Here is a 16,356-nt window from a genome sequence, read left to right on the forward strand (position 1 = left end):
GCCCGGTCTTTATGACTTTAAGATGGTATCATTAGCCCAAATGCGCAAGCCGTTTCTTAAGAAAGGGTTAATCTCCACAGTTTCGTGGAAGTGCGCCGGCCATAGGAAAAAGAAGAGCCGCAAACGCGGCTCTCAAGGTAAAACAGGGAGAAAAATCAGACCAATTCACCGCTTGGAAAACTGTCTGAGATCCAGAGGAAATCCGGATGAATACAGTAATACCTTATAAAGCTTAATATTTTATTAACATTGTGCCGGATTAAGACTTGAGGCGGGCTATTTTATCCGCCTATAGCCTTGTTTTTCGGGGTTTTTATCGGATCACGAGCGGAAGAAGCTCTCCGCCGCCTGCCGCCCGGAGGCTTTGCGGGCGGCCTCGGCCTCAAGACGGGCGATCTCCGTCTTCAGCAATTCCACCCGCGCCTTCAATTCATCGACCGAAAGCATGGAGAGATCGGCGCCGATCTCATGGGCGACTTTCTTCTGCGGCCGGTCATCATCGATGAAGCTCATGGTTCGTCCTCCGTTCGCTGCCTAACCAAACTTTACAGCAGGATCGTCGCTTTCGGGAGACTTTCCGGTTTCGGGAGGTTTGCCGGCGCCGCGATCGGCAAGCGACATGCTTTGCGGTGTCAGGATCGCCGAGGTGCCGGTCGGGATCGTCGTGTAGGCGTCGCGGTCGCTGGCGGGGACCGCGGCCCGGATGCGGCTCCTGATGATGGCATAAACGGTGATCAGCACATGGGCGATGGCGGTGACCAGGAAAAGCGCGTGTGGACTGATCGCCGACATGACGGGACCGCTGAGCGTCGGGCCGATCACCGTGCCGATGCCGTAGAGCAGCAGCAAGCCGCCGGAGACCTTGACGAAATCCTCTGACGACGCGAAGTCGTTCGCGTGGGCGACGGCGATCGGATAGAGCGTATTCGCCACGGCGCCGTAAAGGACGACGAGCCCGATCAGCAGGGCGGGGGACGTCGGGTGGAGCAGGAAGATCAGCAGGCCGGCAAGGGCGGCGATCCCCGACATGGCAGCGAGCACGTAACGCCGGTCGATGCGATCGGAAAGCCGGCCGGCCGGCAGCTGCATCACCGCCCCGGCGAAGATGGTGGCGCTCATCATGACGGCGATGCTGGTGTCGGAGAGGCCGGCGCCGGCGCCGAAGACGGCGCCGAGCGTGCCGTAGGCACCGTTGGCGATGCCGACGAGCAGGATGCCGAGGCAGGAGACCGGCGAGTTGCGATAGAGCGCCGGCAGATCGAGGCGCACCGCCTTCAGCGGCTGCGGCGAAGCGGCGGTCGACAGCGTCGTCGGCAGCATGGCGATGCAATAGAAGATGCCGCAGATCATGAAGAGAACCGGCGTGCGCACATCCTCGAGCGGGATCATCATCTGGCCGCCGACCACGCCGATGAGTGTGATGCCGATATAAAGCGAGAAGATCATGCCGCGGCTCTCGTTGCTGGCACGCTCGTTCAGCCAGCTTTCGATGATCATCGACGTGCCGGCGGTGGAGAAGCCGGTGACGGCGCGCAGGACCACCCACCAGACCGGATCGATGATGATACCGCTGACCAGCGCAATGATGGCGATGATCGAGATGAAGCCTGAAAAGGCACGCACATGGCCGACGCGGCGCACAATCTTCGGCGCAATCAAGCAGCCGATGACGAAGCCTCCCGCCCACGAAGTGCCGAGCAGGCCGAGCGTCGTCGTCGCGTAGCCTTCGAGATTGCCGCGCACGGGAAGCAGTATGCCCTGCAGGCCGTTGCCCATGAAAAGGAAGAGCGTGCCAAAGAGCAGCGCGGCGACGGACAGCAGATTTCTCTTCATTTCCCCAGACTCGGTCTTAGCGATTTGCAATGACATAAGGCAGGACCTGCGTCAGCCCAGCCTCAAGATGATTGATTGTGCCCCGGAATGTCTTTACGGCGTGTCGAGATCCTCTTGTTCGCGCGGAAAAATGTCCGTCCTGTGACATTCCGAAAAACGGAAAAAATAAAGCATGACAAAGCTGATAGCCTTGCTGCTCATCCTTGCCATGGCGATACAGGTGATCAAACCGCTCGGGCTTCCCGGCCTCAGGCGGCGGATGGATTTCTGGAAGCTCGCGCTGATCGCTTTCGCCGTCTGGGCAGTGGCTCTGCTTTCGCGCGATTTCCTGATGTAGCCCCGGATTGCGTATAAAGCAGGGGTATGGTCCGGGCTGCGACCGTCAGTCTTGCAAGCCAATTTCTCCGCGCATGACGGAAACGCAGCCTCCCGAGATGACGACATCGGTGACGATGCCGTTGGATTTCACGACATCAAGGGTGATGGCGCTGCGGCGGCCCATTTCGACGCCCTGTTCAATGGTGATGCGGGCGTTCATATCGGTCTCCGGCGCAAGCGAGACGAGATAGGCGCCAAGCGCGGCTGAAGCGCTGCCCGTTGCCGGATCTTCGGGCACGTTATCGAGGGGCGCGAACATACGGGCGCGAATATTCCATGGATTTTCGGCTGTCCTCACATAGAGGAAGAGCGAGAAGTCGTGGCCGCTCGTCGTCTGGCGGCCGGCAGCTGCCTGGAACCCGGCAAGGTTCGGACGGGCGGCGGCCAGCGCTTCGAGCCCGTTCACTTCTGCGATGGCGAAGTTCAGCCCGACGGATGCAAAGACCGGGGCATGGGTGGTGTCGACGATGACGCCCGGGTCGAGCGAGACGCAGCCGGCGATGGTTTGCGCGGCGATGGTGTCGCCGATCGTCAGCGGCTGCGGCGCGCGGATGGCGGCAGCAGCAACCTTTCCGCCGCTGCGTTTCAGGCTGACTTCGACGATGCCGGCCTTTTCCTCAAAACGCAGCGTATCGCCGACCGGCTTGCCGAAAATCTCCGCCTGCTGGCCGAGCACATAGGCGGTGCCGACGTTCGGATGGCCGGCAAAGGGTACTTCCATCGTCGGGGTGAAGATGCGCACGCAGGCGGAATTTTGCGGGTCTTCCGGCGGCAGGACGAAGGTGACTTCGGAATAGTTGAACTCGGTGGCGATCTTTTGCATCGCCACATCGCTCAGACCGCGCGCATCGGAAATGACGGCAAGCGGATTGCCCTCGAAGCGGGTGGAGGTGAAGACATCGACGGTGACGTAGGAGAGGGTGTTCATGGCGGCTCCTGTTGTGACAGGGCGCTATGAGTAATCACGGTTTTTCGCGGAACGAAGCGGTTTCTTGTCGCCGTGACAATGAGAGGGCAGGAAACGGCGGAGAGGGCAGGAAGCTGCGTTCGCCGCTCCCTGCCCATTAGTTCAAAGCTCCAAAACTCAGGCTGCCTTTTCCAGGTCTTTCTTCCAGTTGCCCTTGGCGGCAAGGCTGTTCATCTCGGCGCGGTGGGTGAATTCGCGCTGGCCGGCAGCGACGTTTTCCTGCTTGCCGTTCCAGGCCCTGAGCGCGCTGTCCTGCAGGGCGCGGCCGTAGGAGAAGGTGACGAACCAGGGCAGGTCGCCGCTGGCATTGATCGCCGAAAGATGGGCTGTCGCCTCTTCGGTCGTTTGGCCGCCGGAAAGGAAGGCGATGCCGGGAACGGCGGGAGGAACGGTCGCCTTCAGCACCTTGACGGTGCGCTCAGCAACTTCCGCGACCGAGGCCTTGCGGGCGTTCTTGCCGTCGATCACCATGTTCGGCTTGAGGATCATGCCTTCGAGGTTGACGCGGGCATCGGCCAGTTCCTCGAAAACGATGCGCAGCGTGGATTCGGTCACTTCGGCGCAGCGGTCGATATTGTGATCGCCCGGTTTGCCGTCCATCAGGCATTCCGGCTCGACGATCGGAACGATCCCGGCCTCCTGGCAAAGTGCGGCATAACGAGCAAGCGCCTGAGCGTTGGCGCGGACGGAACCGCGGGTCGGCAAGGTCGACGAGATGGCGATGACGCCGCGCCACTTGGCGAAGCGGGCGCCGGCTTCATAATATCTGGCAAGGCGCTCGCCGAGACCGTCGAGGCCCTCAGTGATGGTTTCAGCGGGATATTTGGCCATCGGCTTGGCGCCGGTGTCGACCTTGATGCCGGGGATGGCGCCGGCTGCGCGGATGATATCGACGAAGGGCGTGCCGTCCGCGGCTTTCTGGAACAACGTCTCTTCGAAGAGGATGACGCCGGAGATATATTTCTTCATCGCCTCGTCTGAGCGGAAGAGCATCTCCCGGTAGTCTCGCCGGCTCGTTTCGGTCGATTCGAGGTTGATCGTGTCGAAACGTTTCTTGATGGTGGAGGTCGATTCATCGGCGGCGAGCAGCCCCCGGCCGCCTGTAACCATCTGCACTGCAATGTCTTCCAGTCGTTCGCTCATTTCGTTCTCTCCACAACAATAAACATCGGCACTTCAGGAATATAGAACGCGGATAACAGAAGTTTATAGGGAGGAAAATGGAAGGCTAAGTCATTGAAACGATTGAATTCAATTCAATCGTTTGAAAGTTGGGATTTTTTTCATCCTCTGAGCAAAAGACCGCGGAAGCTGTTTTTCTTCCACGGTCTATCCACATGTAAAATCTGCGAAATTCAGTCTTGCGGATTACCTTGCAGCGTTGAGGACCGCGACGCCGGGAAGCTCTTTGCCTTCCATCCATTCGAGGAAGGCGCCGCCGGCGGTCGAAACATAGGTGAAATCGTCGGCAACGCCGGCATGGTTGAGCGCCGAGACGGTGTCGCCACCGCCGGCAACGGAGGTGAGCTTGCTGGCTGCCGTGCGCCCAGCGGCGTATTTCGCAGCAGCGACCGTTGCGGCATCGAAGGGTTCGATCTCGAAGGCGCCGAGCGGGCCGTTCCAGACCAGGGTTGCGGCGCGTTCGATCCAGGCGTTGATGGCCTCGACGGATTTCGGGCCGACATCGAGCACCATGGCATCGGCGGGAATGGCGTTGATATCGACCGTCTCGTTGGCGGCACCCGCCTTGAACTCGCGGGCAATCACGCCATCCTCCGGCAGGATGATGGCGCAGCCGGCGGTCGCGGCCTCGATCATGATCTGTTTGGCGGTTTCGGCGAGATCATGTTCGCAGAGCGACTTGCCAACATTGGTGCCGCGGGCGGCGATGAAGGTATTGGCCATGCCGCCGCCGATGACGAGCGCATCGACCTTCTTCACTAGGTTCATCAACAGGTCGATCTTGGTGGAGACCTTGGCGCCGCCGACGATCGCGACGACAGGGCGAGCGGGATCACCGAGGCCCTTCTCCAGCGCTTCCAGCTCGGCCTGCATGGTGCGGCCGGCATAGGCCGGCAGGTGGTGGGCAAGACCCTCGGTCGAGGCATGGGCGCGGTGGGCGGCCGAAAAGGCGTCGTTGACATAGATGTCGCCATTGGCGGCAAGCGCCTTGGTGAAGTCTGCGTCGTTCTTTTCCTCGCCCTTGTGGAAGCGGGTGTTTTCCAGAAGCAGGATATCGCCGTCATTCATCGCGGCAACGGCGGAGGCGGCGGCTTCGCCGATGCAGTCGGGGGCCGTCAGCACGGCATGATCAAGCACTTCCTCGACGGAAGGGGCAATCAGCGACAGCGACAGATCCGGCGAAGGGCCATCCTTCGGCCGGCCAAAATGGGCCAGCAGGATCACCTTGGCACCCTTTTCGGACAATTCGAGGATCGTCGGCGCCACACGCTCGATGCGCGTCACATCGGTGACCTTGCCGTCTTTCACCGGGACGTTGAGGTCGACGCGGACGAGAACGCGCTTGCCGCGGATGTCGGAAAGATCGTCGAGGGTCTTGAAAGAAGGCATGGGGAGGATCCTGTCGTGGTTGGCGAAAGTTGCGCCGAACATAGCAAGGATCATTCGAGACGCAAGGCGTTCAGCGGCCGTTTTCGCGTGTGCCTTCGTCGCGTCCTGCCGGCGGTTTCGGCGTGCTTTCGGAGGCTGCGGTTTCCCGGTTCCGGCGTCCGTTCAGTCGGTCGCGGATGCGCTGGATGATGTCCTTGAGATTGAGGAAGATCGGCAGCGTAATTGCCGGTTCGACGGCTTCGAGCGACATGCCGACGGAGGTGATATGATCGTGCTCGTCTAAATCGCGGACGATGAGGATGATCGAGCCGAGGCGGACGCGGTCGGCATAATCGGCCTTGCCGCCGAGGCGCTGCCGCATCAATTCGGCGATCGTCAGGCCCTTTTCGGATTCGTTGAGCAGGCCGGGGCCATAGGCGGCGTCGAGATCGGCGGCGGGGCGGGCAGGAGAGAGCGCGAAGGCCCCGAAGAATTCGGCATCGTCGTCATCGACAGGCGCCCGGCTGGCGAAGAGCCGGTCGAGCAGGCGGGAATAGCTCGGCACGATGAAGAGGTAGACGAGATCGTGCTCGCGCAGCCGCCCGGCATATTGATAGCGCATCGACTTACCGTCGCGGATGACGAGCGAGGGGGTTGCCCAGCGCGGAATGCGCTCGCCGCGCAGCACCGGGCTATCCTTGATGACGCGGTAGGAGAGCAGTTCGTGGTTGGCCGCGCCCGGCAGGTCGACCTCGACCTTGTCGACCGCGCCGATGCGCGGCGGAATGATCAGCCCGAGCTTTTTGGCGACGGGTTTGATCGTCCAGCCCTGGAGGAGCAGCGAGACCAGCACGATGATGAAGGCCGTGTTGAAATAGATCTGACCGTTCTCAAGCCCGCCGAGGATCGGCATGATGGCAAGCAGGATGGAGACGGCGCCGCGCAGGCCGACCCAGGCAACGAAGCCGATTTCCTGCTGCGTGTAATCGAAGGGAAGCAGCGACAGCCAGATCGCCAACGGCCGGGCGACGAAGATCAGGAAGAGGGCGAGCAGGATGGCCGGCACGATAATGACAGGGAATTGCGACGGCGTGGCGAGCAGGCCGAGCACCAGGAACATGATGATCTGCGCCAGCCAGGTCATGCCGTCCTGGAAGCGCTTGATGGTGCCGATCGCCTGCATCTTGCGGTTTCCGGCGTAGATGCCGGCGACATAGACGGCGAGGAAGCCGCTGCCGCCAACCGCGCCGGTGAAGGAGAAGACGAGAAGAGCGAGCGCCAGCACGAAAATCGGCGTCAGGCCGCGATCGGTATCGAGCTTACTGACGATCAGCACGATCATCATGCCGCCGAGCAAGCCGAGAATGACGCCGAGGCCCATCTGCTGCACGAACATGGCGAGCATGCCGATATTGATGCCGGCATAACGCTCGCCGCTCGCCAGCACCTCGACGAGGGCGATGGTGAGGAAGATCGCCATCGGGTCGTTGGTGCCGGATTCAACTTCCAGCGTCGAGCGCACCTTGTCGCGGATGTTGATGCCGCCGATGCGCAGCAGGAAGAAGACGGCGGCGGCATCCGTCGACGCGACGATCGAGCCGAGCAGCAGTCCTTCCAGCCAGGTGAAATTCAAAAGCCACATGGCGGCGAAGGCAAAGAGCGAGGCGGTGATCAGCACGCCGACCGAGGCGAGCGCCAGAGAGGGCACGGCCGCCAGCCGGAAGGCCTGCATCGGCGTGCCGAAGCCGGAGTCGAAGAGGATGACGGCCAGCGCGATGGAGCCGAGAATATAGGCGAGATAATTGTTGCTGAACTCGATGCCGAGGCCATCGACGCCGGCGGCAAGGCCGATCATCAGGAAGAGCAGCAGCAGGGGGGCGCCGAAGCGGAAGGCGAGCAGGCTCGAAAAAGCGGCAAGAAGCACGAGCGCCGTCGAAACCAGCACCACGATATAGAACGCTTCCATGCCCACTCCTTTCCATCGACTGCTTCGCGAACACAGCCGCCCCGGCCGGTCCGCTTTTATTCAACCCCTCCGTCACGCGCGGCGATCCGTCAGTAAACGGCAAAACGTCAGAGAAGGGTAGGCCTTGCGGCTTAACCTCGTCGTGAGCTGCTTCATGCTGCTGAACGGCTGCCGGACGGCCAACCGACACGGAATGCTACGGGAGAAATTCTCTATAAGGAATGTATAGGAAAATCAGGCGAGAGCAGGGCAAAAAAGACAGGCACGGATTTTTCCTGCCGGTATCTGCGAATGGCAACAGAATAAGACACGCTCCTCCTTTCACCCGGCCCGATTGCCTTGTCCAATGACGGGAAGACTGGATTGCAGGCGCGGATGCGGAGAGGGGGAAAATGAGCGCTGAGATATTTCGATATCGGGTGGACATGCCGGCCGCCCAGCGAGAGCAGCCGGCTGCAGTTTTGTGCCAGAAGCGGCCGGCTCTTGCTCTGCTATCCCAATACTTCCTGAAGTATGACGATGGCGAGAAACGAGAGGCCAATGAACGCGGCGACCCAGATGACCAGACGATTGGCCTTTGCCAACACGGCAGGTCTGACGTCCCGCTTGGGGTGAAACCGTTGCCGCCGTTTGTGGGTGGTGTGGGACAAGCGTTTTTGTGCCTCTGCCATTTATCACCTCCACTTGGCTCATTTTAGCCATTGTGCAGTGCTGCGCACGCATTTCCTCAATCTAGCACGCTTGGCCAGCGGATTGCCAACCCGAGATCAATCCTTGCGGCCAGGGATTTCGTCGACGATGGTTTCGCGCAGGAACGTCTATCGAATTCGAACCCGCCGCTTCGATCTGACTTCGGAACCGGAAAAATGCGGATCGTCGGTCAGTCTTCTGTATCCTCGCCCTCGTCGGTCAGATCCGCGACCGGGACCAGGAACACGACGAACTCGTCCTCGATGGTCCGTTCGGGATCGTCGTCGAATTCATAGGCGTGCTCGACTTCGCTTGCTTCCTCGGTGGTCGCCTTGCGCAGGCTCAGGGCCGCTTTGCGGTCCCAAAGAGGCTTGCCTTCGGATTCCAGGACGGTCAGATCGTCGCGAAAGTCTTCCGCCTCGAAGAAATGCGTCGCTTCCTCGTGATTTTCCGAACGAAAACTGGCAACGGCGCGGCCGGCGATTTCAACGGTAAAATAATCCATCCATCTCTCTCATTTTCATGCGGGCATCAGTGCTACCGCACGGGTATTGGCGTTCCGCGCCTGGCCGGCGGCCGATGCGGCGCGAGGAAACTGGGCATTTTGCAATGTCCAGGTGAGTTATCCTAACAGATCCCATCCCGACAATGGACGAAAAGATACCAGAGCAGGGAAGGCTGGTGTCGTTCACAGGCGCGGCAACAAAAAGCGGCCCGGTTTCCCGGGCCGCTTGCATGTCGAAGTCTCAAGAGCGCTCAGATGAGCTTGGCGAAAGCGACTGCCGTGTCGGACATGCGGCTGGAGAAGCCCCACTCGTTGTCGTACCAGGACAGGACGCGCACGAAGTTGCCTTCCATGACCTTGGTCTGATCGGTTGCGAGGATCGAGGAGTGGCTGTCGTGGTTGAAGTCACGGGAGACGAGCGGCTCGTCGGTGTAGCCGAGGATGCCCTTCAGCTTGCCGTTTGCAGCAGCCATGATGGCTTCGTTGATTTCACCAACGCTGGTCGCCTTCTTGGCGACGAACTTGAAGTCGACGACGGAAACGTTCGGGGTCGGAACGCGGATCGAGGTGCCGTCGAGCTTGCCTTTCAGATGCGGCAGAACGAGGCCGACTGCCTTGGCTGCACCCGTCGAGGTCGGAATCATGGACAAGGCAGCAGCGCGGGCGCGATACAGGTCCTTGTGCATCGTGTCGAGCGTCGGCTGGTCGCCGGTATAGGAGTGGATGGTCGTCATGAAGCCGTGGTCGATGCCGACGGCGTCGTCGAGAACCTTCACGACCGGCACCAGGCAGTTGGTGGTGCAGGACGCGTTGGAGATGACCAAGTGCTCCTTGGTGAGCTGGTCATGGTTGACGCCGAAGACGACCGTCAGGTCGGCACCATCGGCAGGCGCCGAAACGATGACGCGCTTGGCGCCAGCCGTCAGGTGAGCGGCAGCCTTGTCGCGGGCGGTGAAGATGCCGGTGCATTCCATCGCGATGTCGACGCCGAGTTCGCGGTGCGGGAGCGTTGCCGGATCCTTGATCGCCGTGACCTTGATCGGCTTGCCATTGCCGACGATGATCGAGTCACCCTCGACCTTCACCGTTGCCGGGAAGCGGCCGTGGATCGAGTCGTAGCGCAGCAGGTGGGCGTTGGTTTCAACCGGGCCGAGATCGTTGATGGCGACGACTTCGATGTCGGTGCGGCCGGATTCGACGATGGCGCGAAGGACGTTGCGGCCGATGCGGCCGAAACCGTTGATGGCAACCTTGACTGTCATGTTCATTCACTCCCGATAGAGTAGGGCCCGATAGTGAGGGCCTGGAATTGAGGAGATGGAGAGCACCTCACGGCGCCCTCATTAAAGCTTTGCTTCCGCGGCCGCAACGACGGCGTCGGCGGTGATGCCGAAATGCTTGTAGACTTCCTTGACCGGGCCGGAAGCGCCGAAGCTCTTCATGCCGATGAAGGTGCCTTCCGGTCCGATGAAGGCATCCCAGCCTTCGCGAACGGCGGCTTCGACGGCGATCTTGACCGGCGAGTTGCCGAGGATTTCCTTGCGATAGGCTTCCGGCTGCTCGAAGAAGAGTTCCGTGCAGGGAACCGATACGACGCGGACGGTGACGCCCTTGGCTTCGAGCGCCGTACGGGCTGCAACGGCGATTTCGACTTCGGAGCCGGAGGCGAAGATCGTCACCTTGGCGTCGGCATTGCCGGCCAGCGTGTAAGCACCCTGTTCGCAGAGGTTCTTTTCGCTGTATTCGGTGCGGGCCGCCGTGAGGTTCTGACGCGTCAGAGCAAGGCCCGAAGGACGGTTGTGCGTCTTGATGGCGATCTGCCAGCATTCCGCCGTTTCCGTGGCGTCGGCCGGACGGAAGACCATCAGGTTCGGGATAGCGCGCAGACCGGCGAGCTGTTCGACCGGCTGGTGTGTCGGGCCGTCTTCGCCGACGCCGATCGAGTCATGCGTCAGGACGTGTATGACGCGGATACCCATCAGCGAAGCAAGGCGGATCGGCGGGCGGCAATAATCCGAGAAGATCAGGAAGCCGCCGCTATAGGGGATGAGGCCGCCATGCAGCGCAATGCCGTTCATGGCAGATGCCATGCCATGCTCGCGGATGCCCCAATGCATGTAACGACCGGCGAAATCCGTCGGCGTGATCGAATGCATCTGGCTGGTCTTGGTGTTGTTCGACGGCGTCAGGTCGGCGGAGCCGCCGAGCGTTTCCGGCAGGAAGCCGTTGATGACCTCGAGCGCATCTTCCGAAGCCTTGCGGGTCGCAACCGTCGGCTTGGTCTCGGCGAGCTTCTTCTTATATGCGCTGATCGCGGCGTCGAAACCTTCCGGCAGATCGCCTGCCATGCGGCGGGTGAACTCGGCCCTGGCCGGAGCCTTGGCGAGACCGTCTTCCCAGGACTTGACGAGGTCAAGGGAGCGGGCGCCGGCTGCACGCCAGCTGTCGAGAACATCAGACGGGATGACGAAGGCTTCGGCTTCCCAGTTCAGCGCCTTGCGGGTGGCCGCAATTTCTTCGGCGCCGAGCGGGTTGCCGTGGACCTTGTGGGTGCCCTGCTTGTTCGGAGCGCCGAAGCCGATGATCGTCTTGCAGGCGATGAAGGTCGGGCGGTCGGACTTATGGGCAGCTTCGATCGCGTCGGAGATAGCGGCCTGATCGTGACCGTCGATCTCGATCGTGTTCCAATGTACCGCCTTGAAGCGGGCGATCTGGTCGGTGGAATCCGACAGCGAAACGGCGCCGTCGATGGTGATTGAGTTGTTATCCCAGAACAGAACGAGCTTGTTGAGCTTCAGGTGGCCGGCGAGCGCGATGGCTTCGTGGCTGATGCCCTCCATCAGGCAGCCGTCGCCGCAGATCGCATAGGTATAGTGATCCTGGAGATCGGAGCCGAACTCCTCGCGCAGCTTGCGTTCGGCAATCGCCATGCCGACGGCATTGGCAATGCCCTGGCCGAGCGGACCGGTCGTCGTTTCGATGCCGGTGGCGTGACCGTATTCCGGATGGCCGGCAGTCTTCGAGCCGAGCTGACGGAACTGCTTCAGATCCTCGATCGTCATGTCAGGATAGCCGGTCAGATACAGCACCGAATAGAGCAGCATCGAGCCATGGCCGGCCGACAGCACGAAGCGATCGCGGTTCGGCCAGTGCGGCTTCTTCGGATCGAACTTCAGATATTTGGAGAACAGGACCGTTGCCACGTCGGCCATGCCCATCGGCATGCCCGGGTGGCCGGAGTTCGCCTTTTCAACGGCGTCCATGGCGAGAAAACGGATCGCATTCGCCATCCGGTCGTGTTGTTCGGGAGAGGTCATGGCTTTTCCGCAAGTTCCGGGTGTCGGGGGATGGCCTCGAGCCTCCAAGACCATCGAGTGAAAGCGGCAGAGACATAGCAGTTGGGACGGGCAAGTCAATAAATGGCAGGCCAAATCCGGGCGCGCAGCAGCGATTTTTGACATTTGATCGCACGATTGTACAAATGACGAATCTGATGTGGCGAGCCTATGTAAAACGCTCATCCACAGGATAGGCCGGTGGGCAAGTGACAGGATTTATTGACGGGCCGTCGGCGAGCTGCATATCCTTTTGAAATCGCAGGATCGGCGCGGCGTGCCGATTCGCGGATCCTGCGCGGGAATCGGAAAGACATGATGCCCACAGGCAAAACCATGGAAGCAGCGCTCAACGAATTGAGACAGGCGATATCGAGCCTCGAAAACGCCGTCGACATGCGCGTCGAGCGGCAGCGCGAGCAGGGCGAGATCGAGGGCGAGGTACGGCGTGTGCACGCCGACCGTTCGCGGCTGGCGCAGGAGCTCGACCAGGCCGAATTCCGCGCCAACCGGCTGGAAGAGGTCAATCGCGAGGTATCGCGGCGGCTGGTGACGGCCATGGAAACGATCCGCGCAGTTCTGGATCGCTAGAACAGGATGATTTTAGGCCAGGCCCAAAATCTGAATCCTGTTCTAATTTAAAGAGTTAGAGCATGATGTCGTCCGAAAACCGCTCACACTTTTCGGCATCATGCTCTTATAGAAAGAGTTTGGCATGGCGCAGGTGACGGTAACGATCGACGGCAAGGCCTATCGCATGGCCTGCGAGGAAGGGCAGGAGGATCACCTGACCGATCTCGCCACCCGTTTCGACCGCTATGTCGGCCATCTCAAGGATCAGTTCGGCGAAATCGGTGATCTCAGGATCACCGTTATGGCCGGCATCATGATCACGGACGAGATTGCCGAGCTGACGCGCCGCGTTGCCGGATTGGAGTCCGAGCTCGAGACGCTGCGCGGCAATCGCGATACGGTGCTTGCAGCCACCGCCCGGACCGAGGAAAATCTTGCCGCAGCGCTCAGTGAAGTGTCGAGCCGCATCCGCGGCATCACCGACAAGCTGAACGGCCGGTCCGCCCCCGAACTCAATTGATCTCAAATAAATAGGGGCGGCCTTCCGTCGCCACTGGCGCGTCAGCACAAACGACCTTATATATCGCCATGCGGTCTGCGCCTCTCGACAGGAACCACAATCCCTGGGGCCATACTCGATCCAAAGGGAGCTGTCCCTGGCCAGGCCCGTGGGCCTGGACACACGGCGCCCACCTACGTTTGTAGGCACCCAGGATCGTAAACATCCATCGGTGGTCGTGGATCGCACCCTTTCCTTCCACCCTCAGTGAAGACGCCGGATCGACAGGGCGAACGCGCAGCTTGCGCGTCCACCCCTTTTGCGCGTCCGTTACTTCTTCAGACCTGGAAGGGTGACTTGGAAGACCTGGAACATGGTGTCGACGTCGGCACCGCCGTCAGCCTTGTAGGCGGCACCCACCTGGAAACCGTCCTGCGTCAAGAAGTCGTTGTCATTGACGACGATCAGGAAATAGTCGTCCGGCAGGTTCGGGTCGAGAACGCTCGCAAGACCCATGGCTTCCCACTTTTCCGACAGATTGTTCTTGTCGTTCGGCGCGCCGTTGTGCAAGCCGAAGCGGGCGAGATCGGCCTTGTCGTTGAGGTCGATGAAGGGTGTCAGCGTCGCCTGTGTCAGCGAGGGATCGACGACGCCCTTCGGCGCGATCGGCTTGCCGTCATCGAAATCGCTGCCGGCGATGTCGGTCGCGGCGGAAACGTCGACGATGTCGACCTTGCGGTAGAGCGAGGTATCGCCTTTCAGTCCCTGGCCGTTGCCGCTGTCGCGGGCGAGCATCAGGAAGGTCTTGTCGGAAAGAGCGACGATTTCGCTCTCGGCGGCGATCGTCGTCTTGTCCTTGGCGTCCTTGAAGACTGGCAGCGGCACGACATATTCGTGCACCAGTTTCAGGTGGTCGGGATCGGCGGCGTCATAGATCAGCGCGCGGGTATTCTGGCGGGTCGAGCCGGAATCGCCGCCGTCCTGGCGGGCAGCCGATTGCAGCACAGCGATGATGAACTTACCATCAGGCGTCATCGCCATGCCTTCGAGACCCTGGTTGTTCTGGCGGCCGGTCTCCGGATCTTTCGGGTCCGGAGCGGAGGCGCCGGGACCGGGATTGTTGGAGGCAAAGCTCAGCGCGCCCTTGCGCATCGGCAAAAGCGCCTTCGGCGGCTGGGTGGCGGAGAGCAGGTGGCCGTCGGCCGAGAAGCGGTAAATATAAGGCCCGTATTCGTCGCTGACGAACATGCTGCCGTCGGCCATGCGGATGATGGCTTCATTGTCGAGCGCGATCTTGCCGTTCGTCGCCTGCGGTAGCGCGGGAAAATTGCCGGCAGCGGGGCGGACGCCGGATTCCGGGTCGAGGCCGGTCATGTCGCCGCCCTTGTCGTCGACGAAGAGTGTGGAATCGACGAGCTTTGCGTCGACGCCCGACTGTTCCTTGCCGGCCTCGGGTGCTGCACGCGGAGCGGTCGGCGTCAGCCCGATCGAGATGGTGTTCAGGCGAGGACGATAGTCGACGGTGCCGACGGCGTTGTAACCGCGGTCGGGCAACAGGTAGAGCGTGCCCTTGTACCCGGCGCCGTCGCGGCTCCAGGCGGCGGGATCGACCGCCATGCCCGAGCCGGAACCGAAGGTCTCGCCGAATTTGTCACGCTGGTTGGCCGGAATGCGGCCGATGCCCACCAGGCCCTTGTTGACGAAGGTGAGGCCGCCGACGGTGGCGGAATTCTCGGCCACTGCGACGACTGGCACGGCGGCGGATGCCGCGAGAACCGCGGCGAACAGCCGCGCTGTGTAAGGTCTGACATTCTTCATGCAAATACCCTCTCGGTCAAAAGCGCTCTCGAAACGGCTTCCGCCCGCAGGCTGGACACCGCTTCAAATGACACCCCCGGCCTGGATTCGATTTCCCGATGGCACAACACGCCCTGGATTTCGTCGCCCCATATCCCCGGCAGACGGTCTATGACGGGATCATGATATCTGGATGACGCTTTTCAGTGAAAAGCCCATGCCAAAAGGTGTGAGGCTTTTGCATATCCGCATTTCAGCTCGCTGCTCTATCCGACCGGGTAAGGCCCCTCGGCAAAGACCTCGTCGTGGTAGCCTTTGGAGCCGACATCCAACGCCAAGGGGCTTCGCCACTCCCTGTTGTCGCGCAGGCAATCGAGCACGAAACGGAAATCATATCGCGGCTGCCAGCCGAGTTCCCGCCTTGCGCGTTCGTTGACATAGACACGGTCGAGCGAAGGAAACATTTTCCAACCCCGTGATGCGTAGAGAGAAGCTGCACCCGGGAGCAGTCGTTCGACGACGGGAGGCGCGTCGCGCCTGATCTCGGCAAGATCCCTTGCCGAAAACGGCGTCGTGGCGGAGATGATGTAGCGGCCAAAGCCGATTGCCGGCGCCTTTTCGAGCGCCTGCAGATGAGCGCCGACCACGTCGGTGATATCGACGCGGCGGTGAAGAAGCTCGTTGGCCTGGGCGTTTTCAGCCGAATAGCCGTTGCGAATGTCAGGATCGTCGTCGTTTTCGGGAAAGAAACGCGAAGTCCTGAGAATGACCACCGGCAGACCGGATTTGTGGGCGAAGAGTTCGCATAGACCTTCGGCAGCGAGTTTCGTCACGCCGTAGATGTTTTTCGCGACGGGAAGCACGTCCTCGGTCACCCATGCCGCCGGTTCGCCGGCAGCCGGAGTCAATGCTGCGCCGAAGGTACTGGTGGTGCTGGTGAAGACGAAGCTTGCAACGCCTGCGGCGGCCACTGCTTCTTCGAGCAGGTTAAGGGTGCCGGCGATATTGGTGTCGAGGAAATCGCGATTGTCGTGGGTTGCCACATGCGGTTTGTGCAGCGTCGCGGCATGGATGACGTGGCTGATGCCAGACATCGCCTGGCGGACGAAGGCGCGATCACTGATCGAGCCGACCATGTCGGTAAAAGCCGAGGGCTTGATATCGATGCCGCGCACCCACCGGCTTTCCGCCCTCAAGGTTCGCATCAGCGCCTCGCCGAGATGGCCGGCACTTCCCGTTACCAGTATCGTCATCACATCGTCT

At 61.1% G+C, this 16,356-nt stretch carries 15 protein-coding genes and 1 other RNA gene; 4 read left to right on the forward strand and 12 right to left on the reverse strand.

Annotated elements, in window-relative coordinates; translation table 11 throughout:
• Positions 1-321: 321 nt before the first annotated feature.
• A complete protein-coding gene (locus FFM53_RS17130; RefSeq protein ID WP_003542803.1) occupies positions 322-513 on the reverse strand; it encodes a DUF1192 domain-containing protein in 192 nt (63 codons plus the stop codon).
• Positions 514-534: 21 nt separating this feature from the next.
• Positions 535-1,833, reverse strand: a complete 1,299-nt coding sequence (locus FFM53_RS17135; RefSeq protein ID WP_138333416.1) for an MFS transporter — start codon at positions 1,831-1,833, stop codon at positions 535-537.
• 172 nt (positions 1,834-2,005) lie between these two features.
• Here FFM53_RS17135 and FFM53_RS17140 point away from each other — a divergent pair, with 172 nt between their 5' ends.
• A complete protein-coding gene (locus tag FFM53_RS17140; RefSeq protein ID WP_003542801.1) occupies positions 2,006-2,170 on the forward strand; it encodes a hypothetical protein in 165 nt (54 codons plus the stop codon).
• A gap of 45 nt (positions 2,171-2,215) precedes the next feature.
• Here the strand turns inward: FFM53_RS17140 and FFM53_RS17145 are convergent, their stop codons facing one another.
• The 8 genes from FFM53_RS17145 to tkt all read right to left on the reverse strand — a co-directional run bounded on the left by FFM53_RS17145 (position 2,216) and on the right by tkt (position 12,206).
• The gene (locus FFM53_RS17145; RefSeq protein WP_138390942.1) at positions 2,216-3,139 is read right to left on the reverse strand and encodes a PhzF family phenazine biosynthesis protein; all 924 of its coding nucleotides are present in this window, start codon (positions 3,137-3,139) and stop codon (positions 2,216-2,218) included.
• A 156-nt stretch (positions 3,140-3,295) separates the two neighbouring features.
• The gene (locus FFM53_RS17150) at positions 3,296-4,321 is read right to left on the reverse strand and encodes a class I fructose-bisphosphate aldolase (RefSeq protein ID WP_072640618.1); all 1,026 of its coding nucleotides are present in this window, start codon (positions 4,319-4,321) and stop codon (positions 3,296-3,298) included.
• Positions 4,322-4,546: 225 nt separating this feature from the next.
• Complete coding sequence (locus FFM53_RS17155) at positions 4,547-5,749, reverse strand: phosphoglycerate kinase (protein WP_173883600.1); 1,203 nt, start codon at positions 5,747-5,749, stop codon at positions 4,547-4,549.
• 70 nt (positions 5,750-5,819) lie between these two features.
• On the reverse strand, positions 5,820-7,694 hold the full coding sequence (locus FFM53_RS17160) for a potassium/proton antiporter (protein ID WP_138390940.1): 1,875 nt from the start codon (positions 7,692-7,694) through the stop codon (positions 5,820-5,822).
• Positions 7,695-8,185: 491 nt separating this feature from the next.
• The gene (locus tag FFM53_RS17165; RefSeq protein ID WP_138390939.1) at positions 8,186-8,365 is read right to left on the reverse strand and encodes a hypothetical protein; all 180 of its coding nucleotides are present in this window, start codon (positions 8,363-8,365) and stop codon (positions 8,186-8,188) included.
• A 209-nt stretch (positions 8,366-8,574) separates the two neighbouring features.
• A complete protein-coding gene (locus tag FFM53_RS17170) occupies positions 8,575-8,889 on the reverse strand; it encodes a hypothetical protein (RefSeq protein WP_003552580.1) in 315 nt (104 codons plus the stop codon).
• 251 nt (positions 8,890-9,140) lie between these two features.
• The gene (gap, locus tag FFM53_RS17175; protein ID WP_012758881.1) at positions 9,141-10,151 is read right to left on the reverse strand and encodes a type I glyceraldehyde-3-phosphate dehydrogenase; all 1,011 of its coding nucleotides are present in this window, start codon (positions 10,149-10,151) and stop codon (positions 9,141-9,143) included.
• 81 nt (positions 10,152-10,232) lie between these two features.
• Positions 10,233-12,206 (reverse strand): transketolase, encoded by a 1,974-nt coding sequence (gene tkt, locus FFM53_RS17180; protein WP_138390938.1) that lies wholly within the window; start codon positions 12,204-12,206, stop codon positions 10,233-10,235.
• 333 nt (positions 12,207-12,539) lie between these two features.
• On the opposite strand from tkt, the gene FFM53_RS17185 reads away from it, so the two are divergent.
• The 3 genes from FFM53_RS17185 to ssrS all read left to right on the forward strand — a co-directional run bounded on the left by FFM53_RS17185 (position 12,540) and on the right by ssrS (position 13,545).
• Complete coding sequence (locus tag FFM53_RS17185) at positions 12,540-12,815, forward strand: DUF4164 domain-containing protein (protein ID WP_012758879.1); 276 nt, start codon at positions 12,540-12,542, stop codon at positions 12,813-12,815.
• Positions 12,816-12,939: 124 nt separating this feature from the next.
• Complete coding sequence (locus FFM53_RS17190; protein ID WP_003542783.1) at positions 12,940-13,317, forward strand: cell division protein ZapA; 378 nt, start codon at positions 12,940-12,942, stop codon at positions 13,315-13,317.
• 69 nt (positions 13,318-13,386) lie between these two features.
• A non-coding RNA gene (gene ssrS / locus FFM53_RS17195) (6S RNA) lies at positions 13,387-13,545 on the forward strand.
• A gap of 81 nt (positions 13,546-13,626) precedes the next feature.
• Here ssrS and FFM53_RS17200 read toward each other — a convergent pair.
• Positions 13,627-15,114, reverse strand: coding sequence for an esterase-like activity of phytase family protein (locus FFM53_RS17200; protein ID WP_138390937.1), 1,488 nt, complete (start codon positions 15,112-15,114; stop codon positions 13,627-13,629).
• 245 nt (positions 15,115-15,359) lie between these two features.
• Positions 15,360-16,346, reverse strand: coding sequence for an NAD-dependent epimerase/dehydratase family protein (locus tag FFM53_RS17205; RefSeq protein WP_138390936.1), 987 nt, complete (start codon positions 16,344-16,346; stop codon positions 15,360-15,362).
• Positions 16,347-16,356: the final 10 nt, after the last annotated feature.

This window comes from Rhizobium indicum (genome assembly GCF_005862305.2).
Classification (GTDB): Bacteria; Pseudomonadota; Alphaproteobacteria; order Rhizobiales; family Rhizobiaceae; genus Rhizobium; species Rhizobium indicum.

Coding starts and splice junctions, on each gene's coding strand:
- FFM53_RS17130 (WP_003542803.1), bottom strand. CDS start 513: ATGAGCTTCATCGATGATGACCGGCCGCAGAAGAAAGTCGCCCATGAG.
- FFM53_RS17135 (WP_138333416.1), bottom strand. CDS start 1,833: ATGAAGAGAAATCTGCTGTCCGTCGCCGCGCTGCTCTTTGGCACGCTC.
- FFM53_RS17140 (WP_003542801.1), top strand. CDS start 2,006: ATGACAAAGCTGATAGCCTTGCTGCTCATCCTTGCCATGGCGATACAG.
- FFM53_RS17145 (WP_138390942.1), bottom strand. CDS start 3,139: ATGAACACCCTCTCCTACGTCACCGTCGATGTCTTCACCTCCACCCGC.
- FFM53_RS17150 (WP_072640618.1), bottom strand. CDS start 4,321: ATGAGCGAACGACTGGAAGACATTGCAGTGCAGATGGTTACAGGCGGC.
- FFM53_RS17155 (WP_173883600.1), bottom strand. CDS start 5,749: ATGCCTTCTTTCAAGACCCTCGACGATCTTTCCGACATCCGCGGCAAG.
- FFM53_RS17160 (WP_138390940.1), bottom strand. CDS start 7,694: ATGGAAGCGTTCTATATCGTGGTGCTGGTTTCGACGGCGCTCGTGCTT.
- FFM53_RS17165 (WP_138390939.1), bottom strand. CDS start 8,365: ATGGCAGAGGCACAAAAACGCTTGTCCCACACCACCCACAAACGGCGG.
- FFM53_RS17170 (WP_003552580.1), bottom strand. CDS start 8,889: ATGGATTATTTTACCGTTGAAATCGCCGGCCGCGCCGTTGCCAGTTTT.
- gap (WP_012758881.1), bottom strand. CDS start 10,151: ATGACAGTCAAGGTTGCCATCAACGGTTTCGGCCGCATCGGCCGCAAC.
- tkt (WP_138390938.1), bottom strand. CDS start 12,206: ATGACCTCTCCCGAACAACACGACCGGATGGCGAATGCGATCCGTTTT.
- FFM53_RS17185 (WP_012758879.1), top strand. CDS start 12,540: ATGATGCCCACAGGCAAAACCATGGAAGCAGCGCTCAACGAATTGAGA.
- FFM53_RS17190 (WP_003542783.1), top strand. CDS start 12,940: ATGGCGCAGGTGACGGTAACGATCGACGGCAAGGCCTATCGCATGGCC.
- FFM53_RS17200 (WP_138390937.1), bottom strand. CDS start 15,114: ATGAAGAATGTCAGACCTTACACAGCGCGGCTGTTCGCCGCGGTTCTC.
- FFM53_RS17205 (WP_138390936.1), bottom strand. CDS start 16,346: ATGACGATACTGGTAACGGGAAGTGCCGGCCATCTCGGCGAGGCGCTG.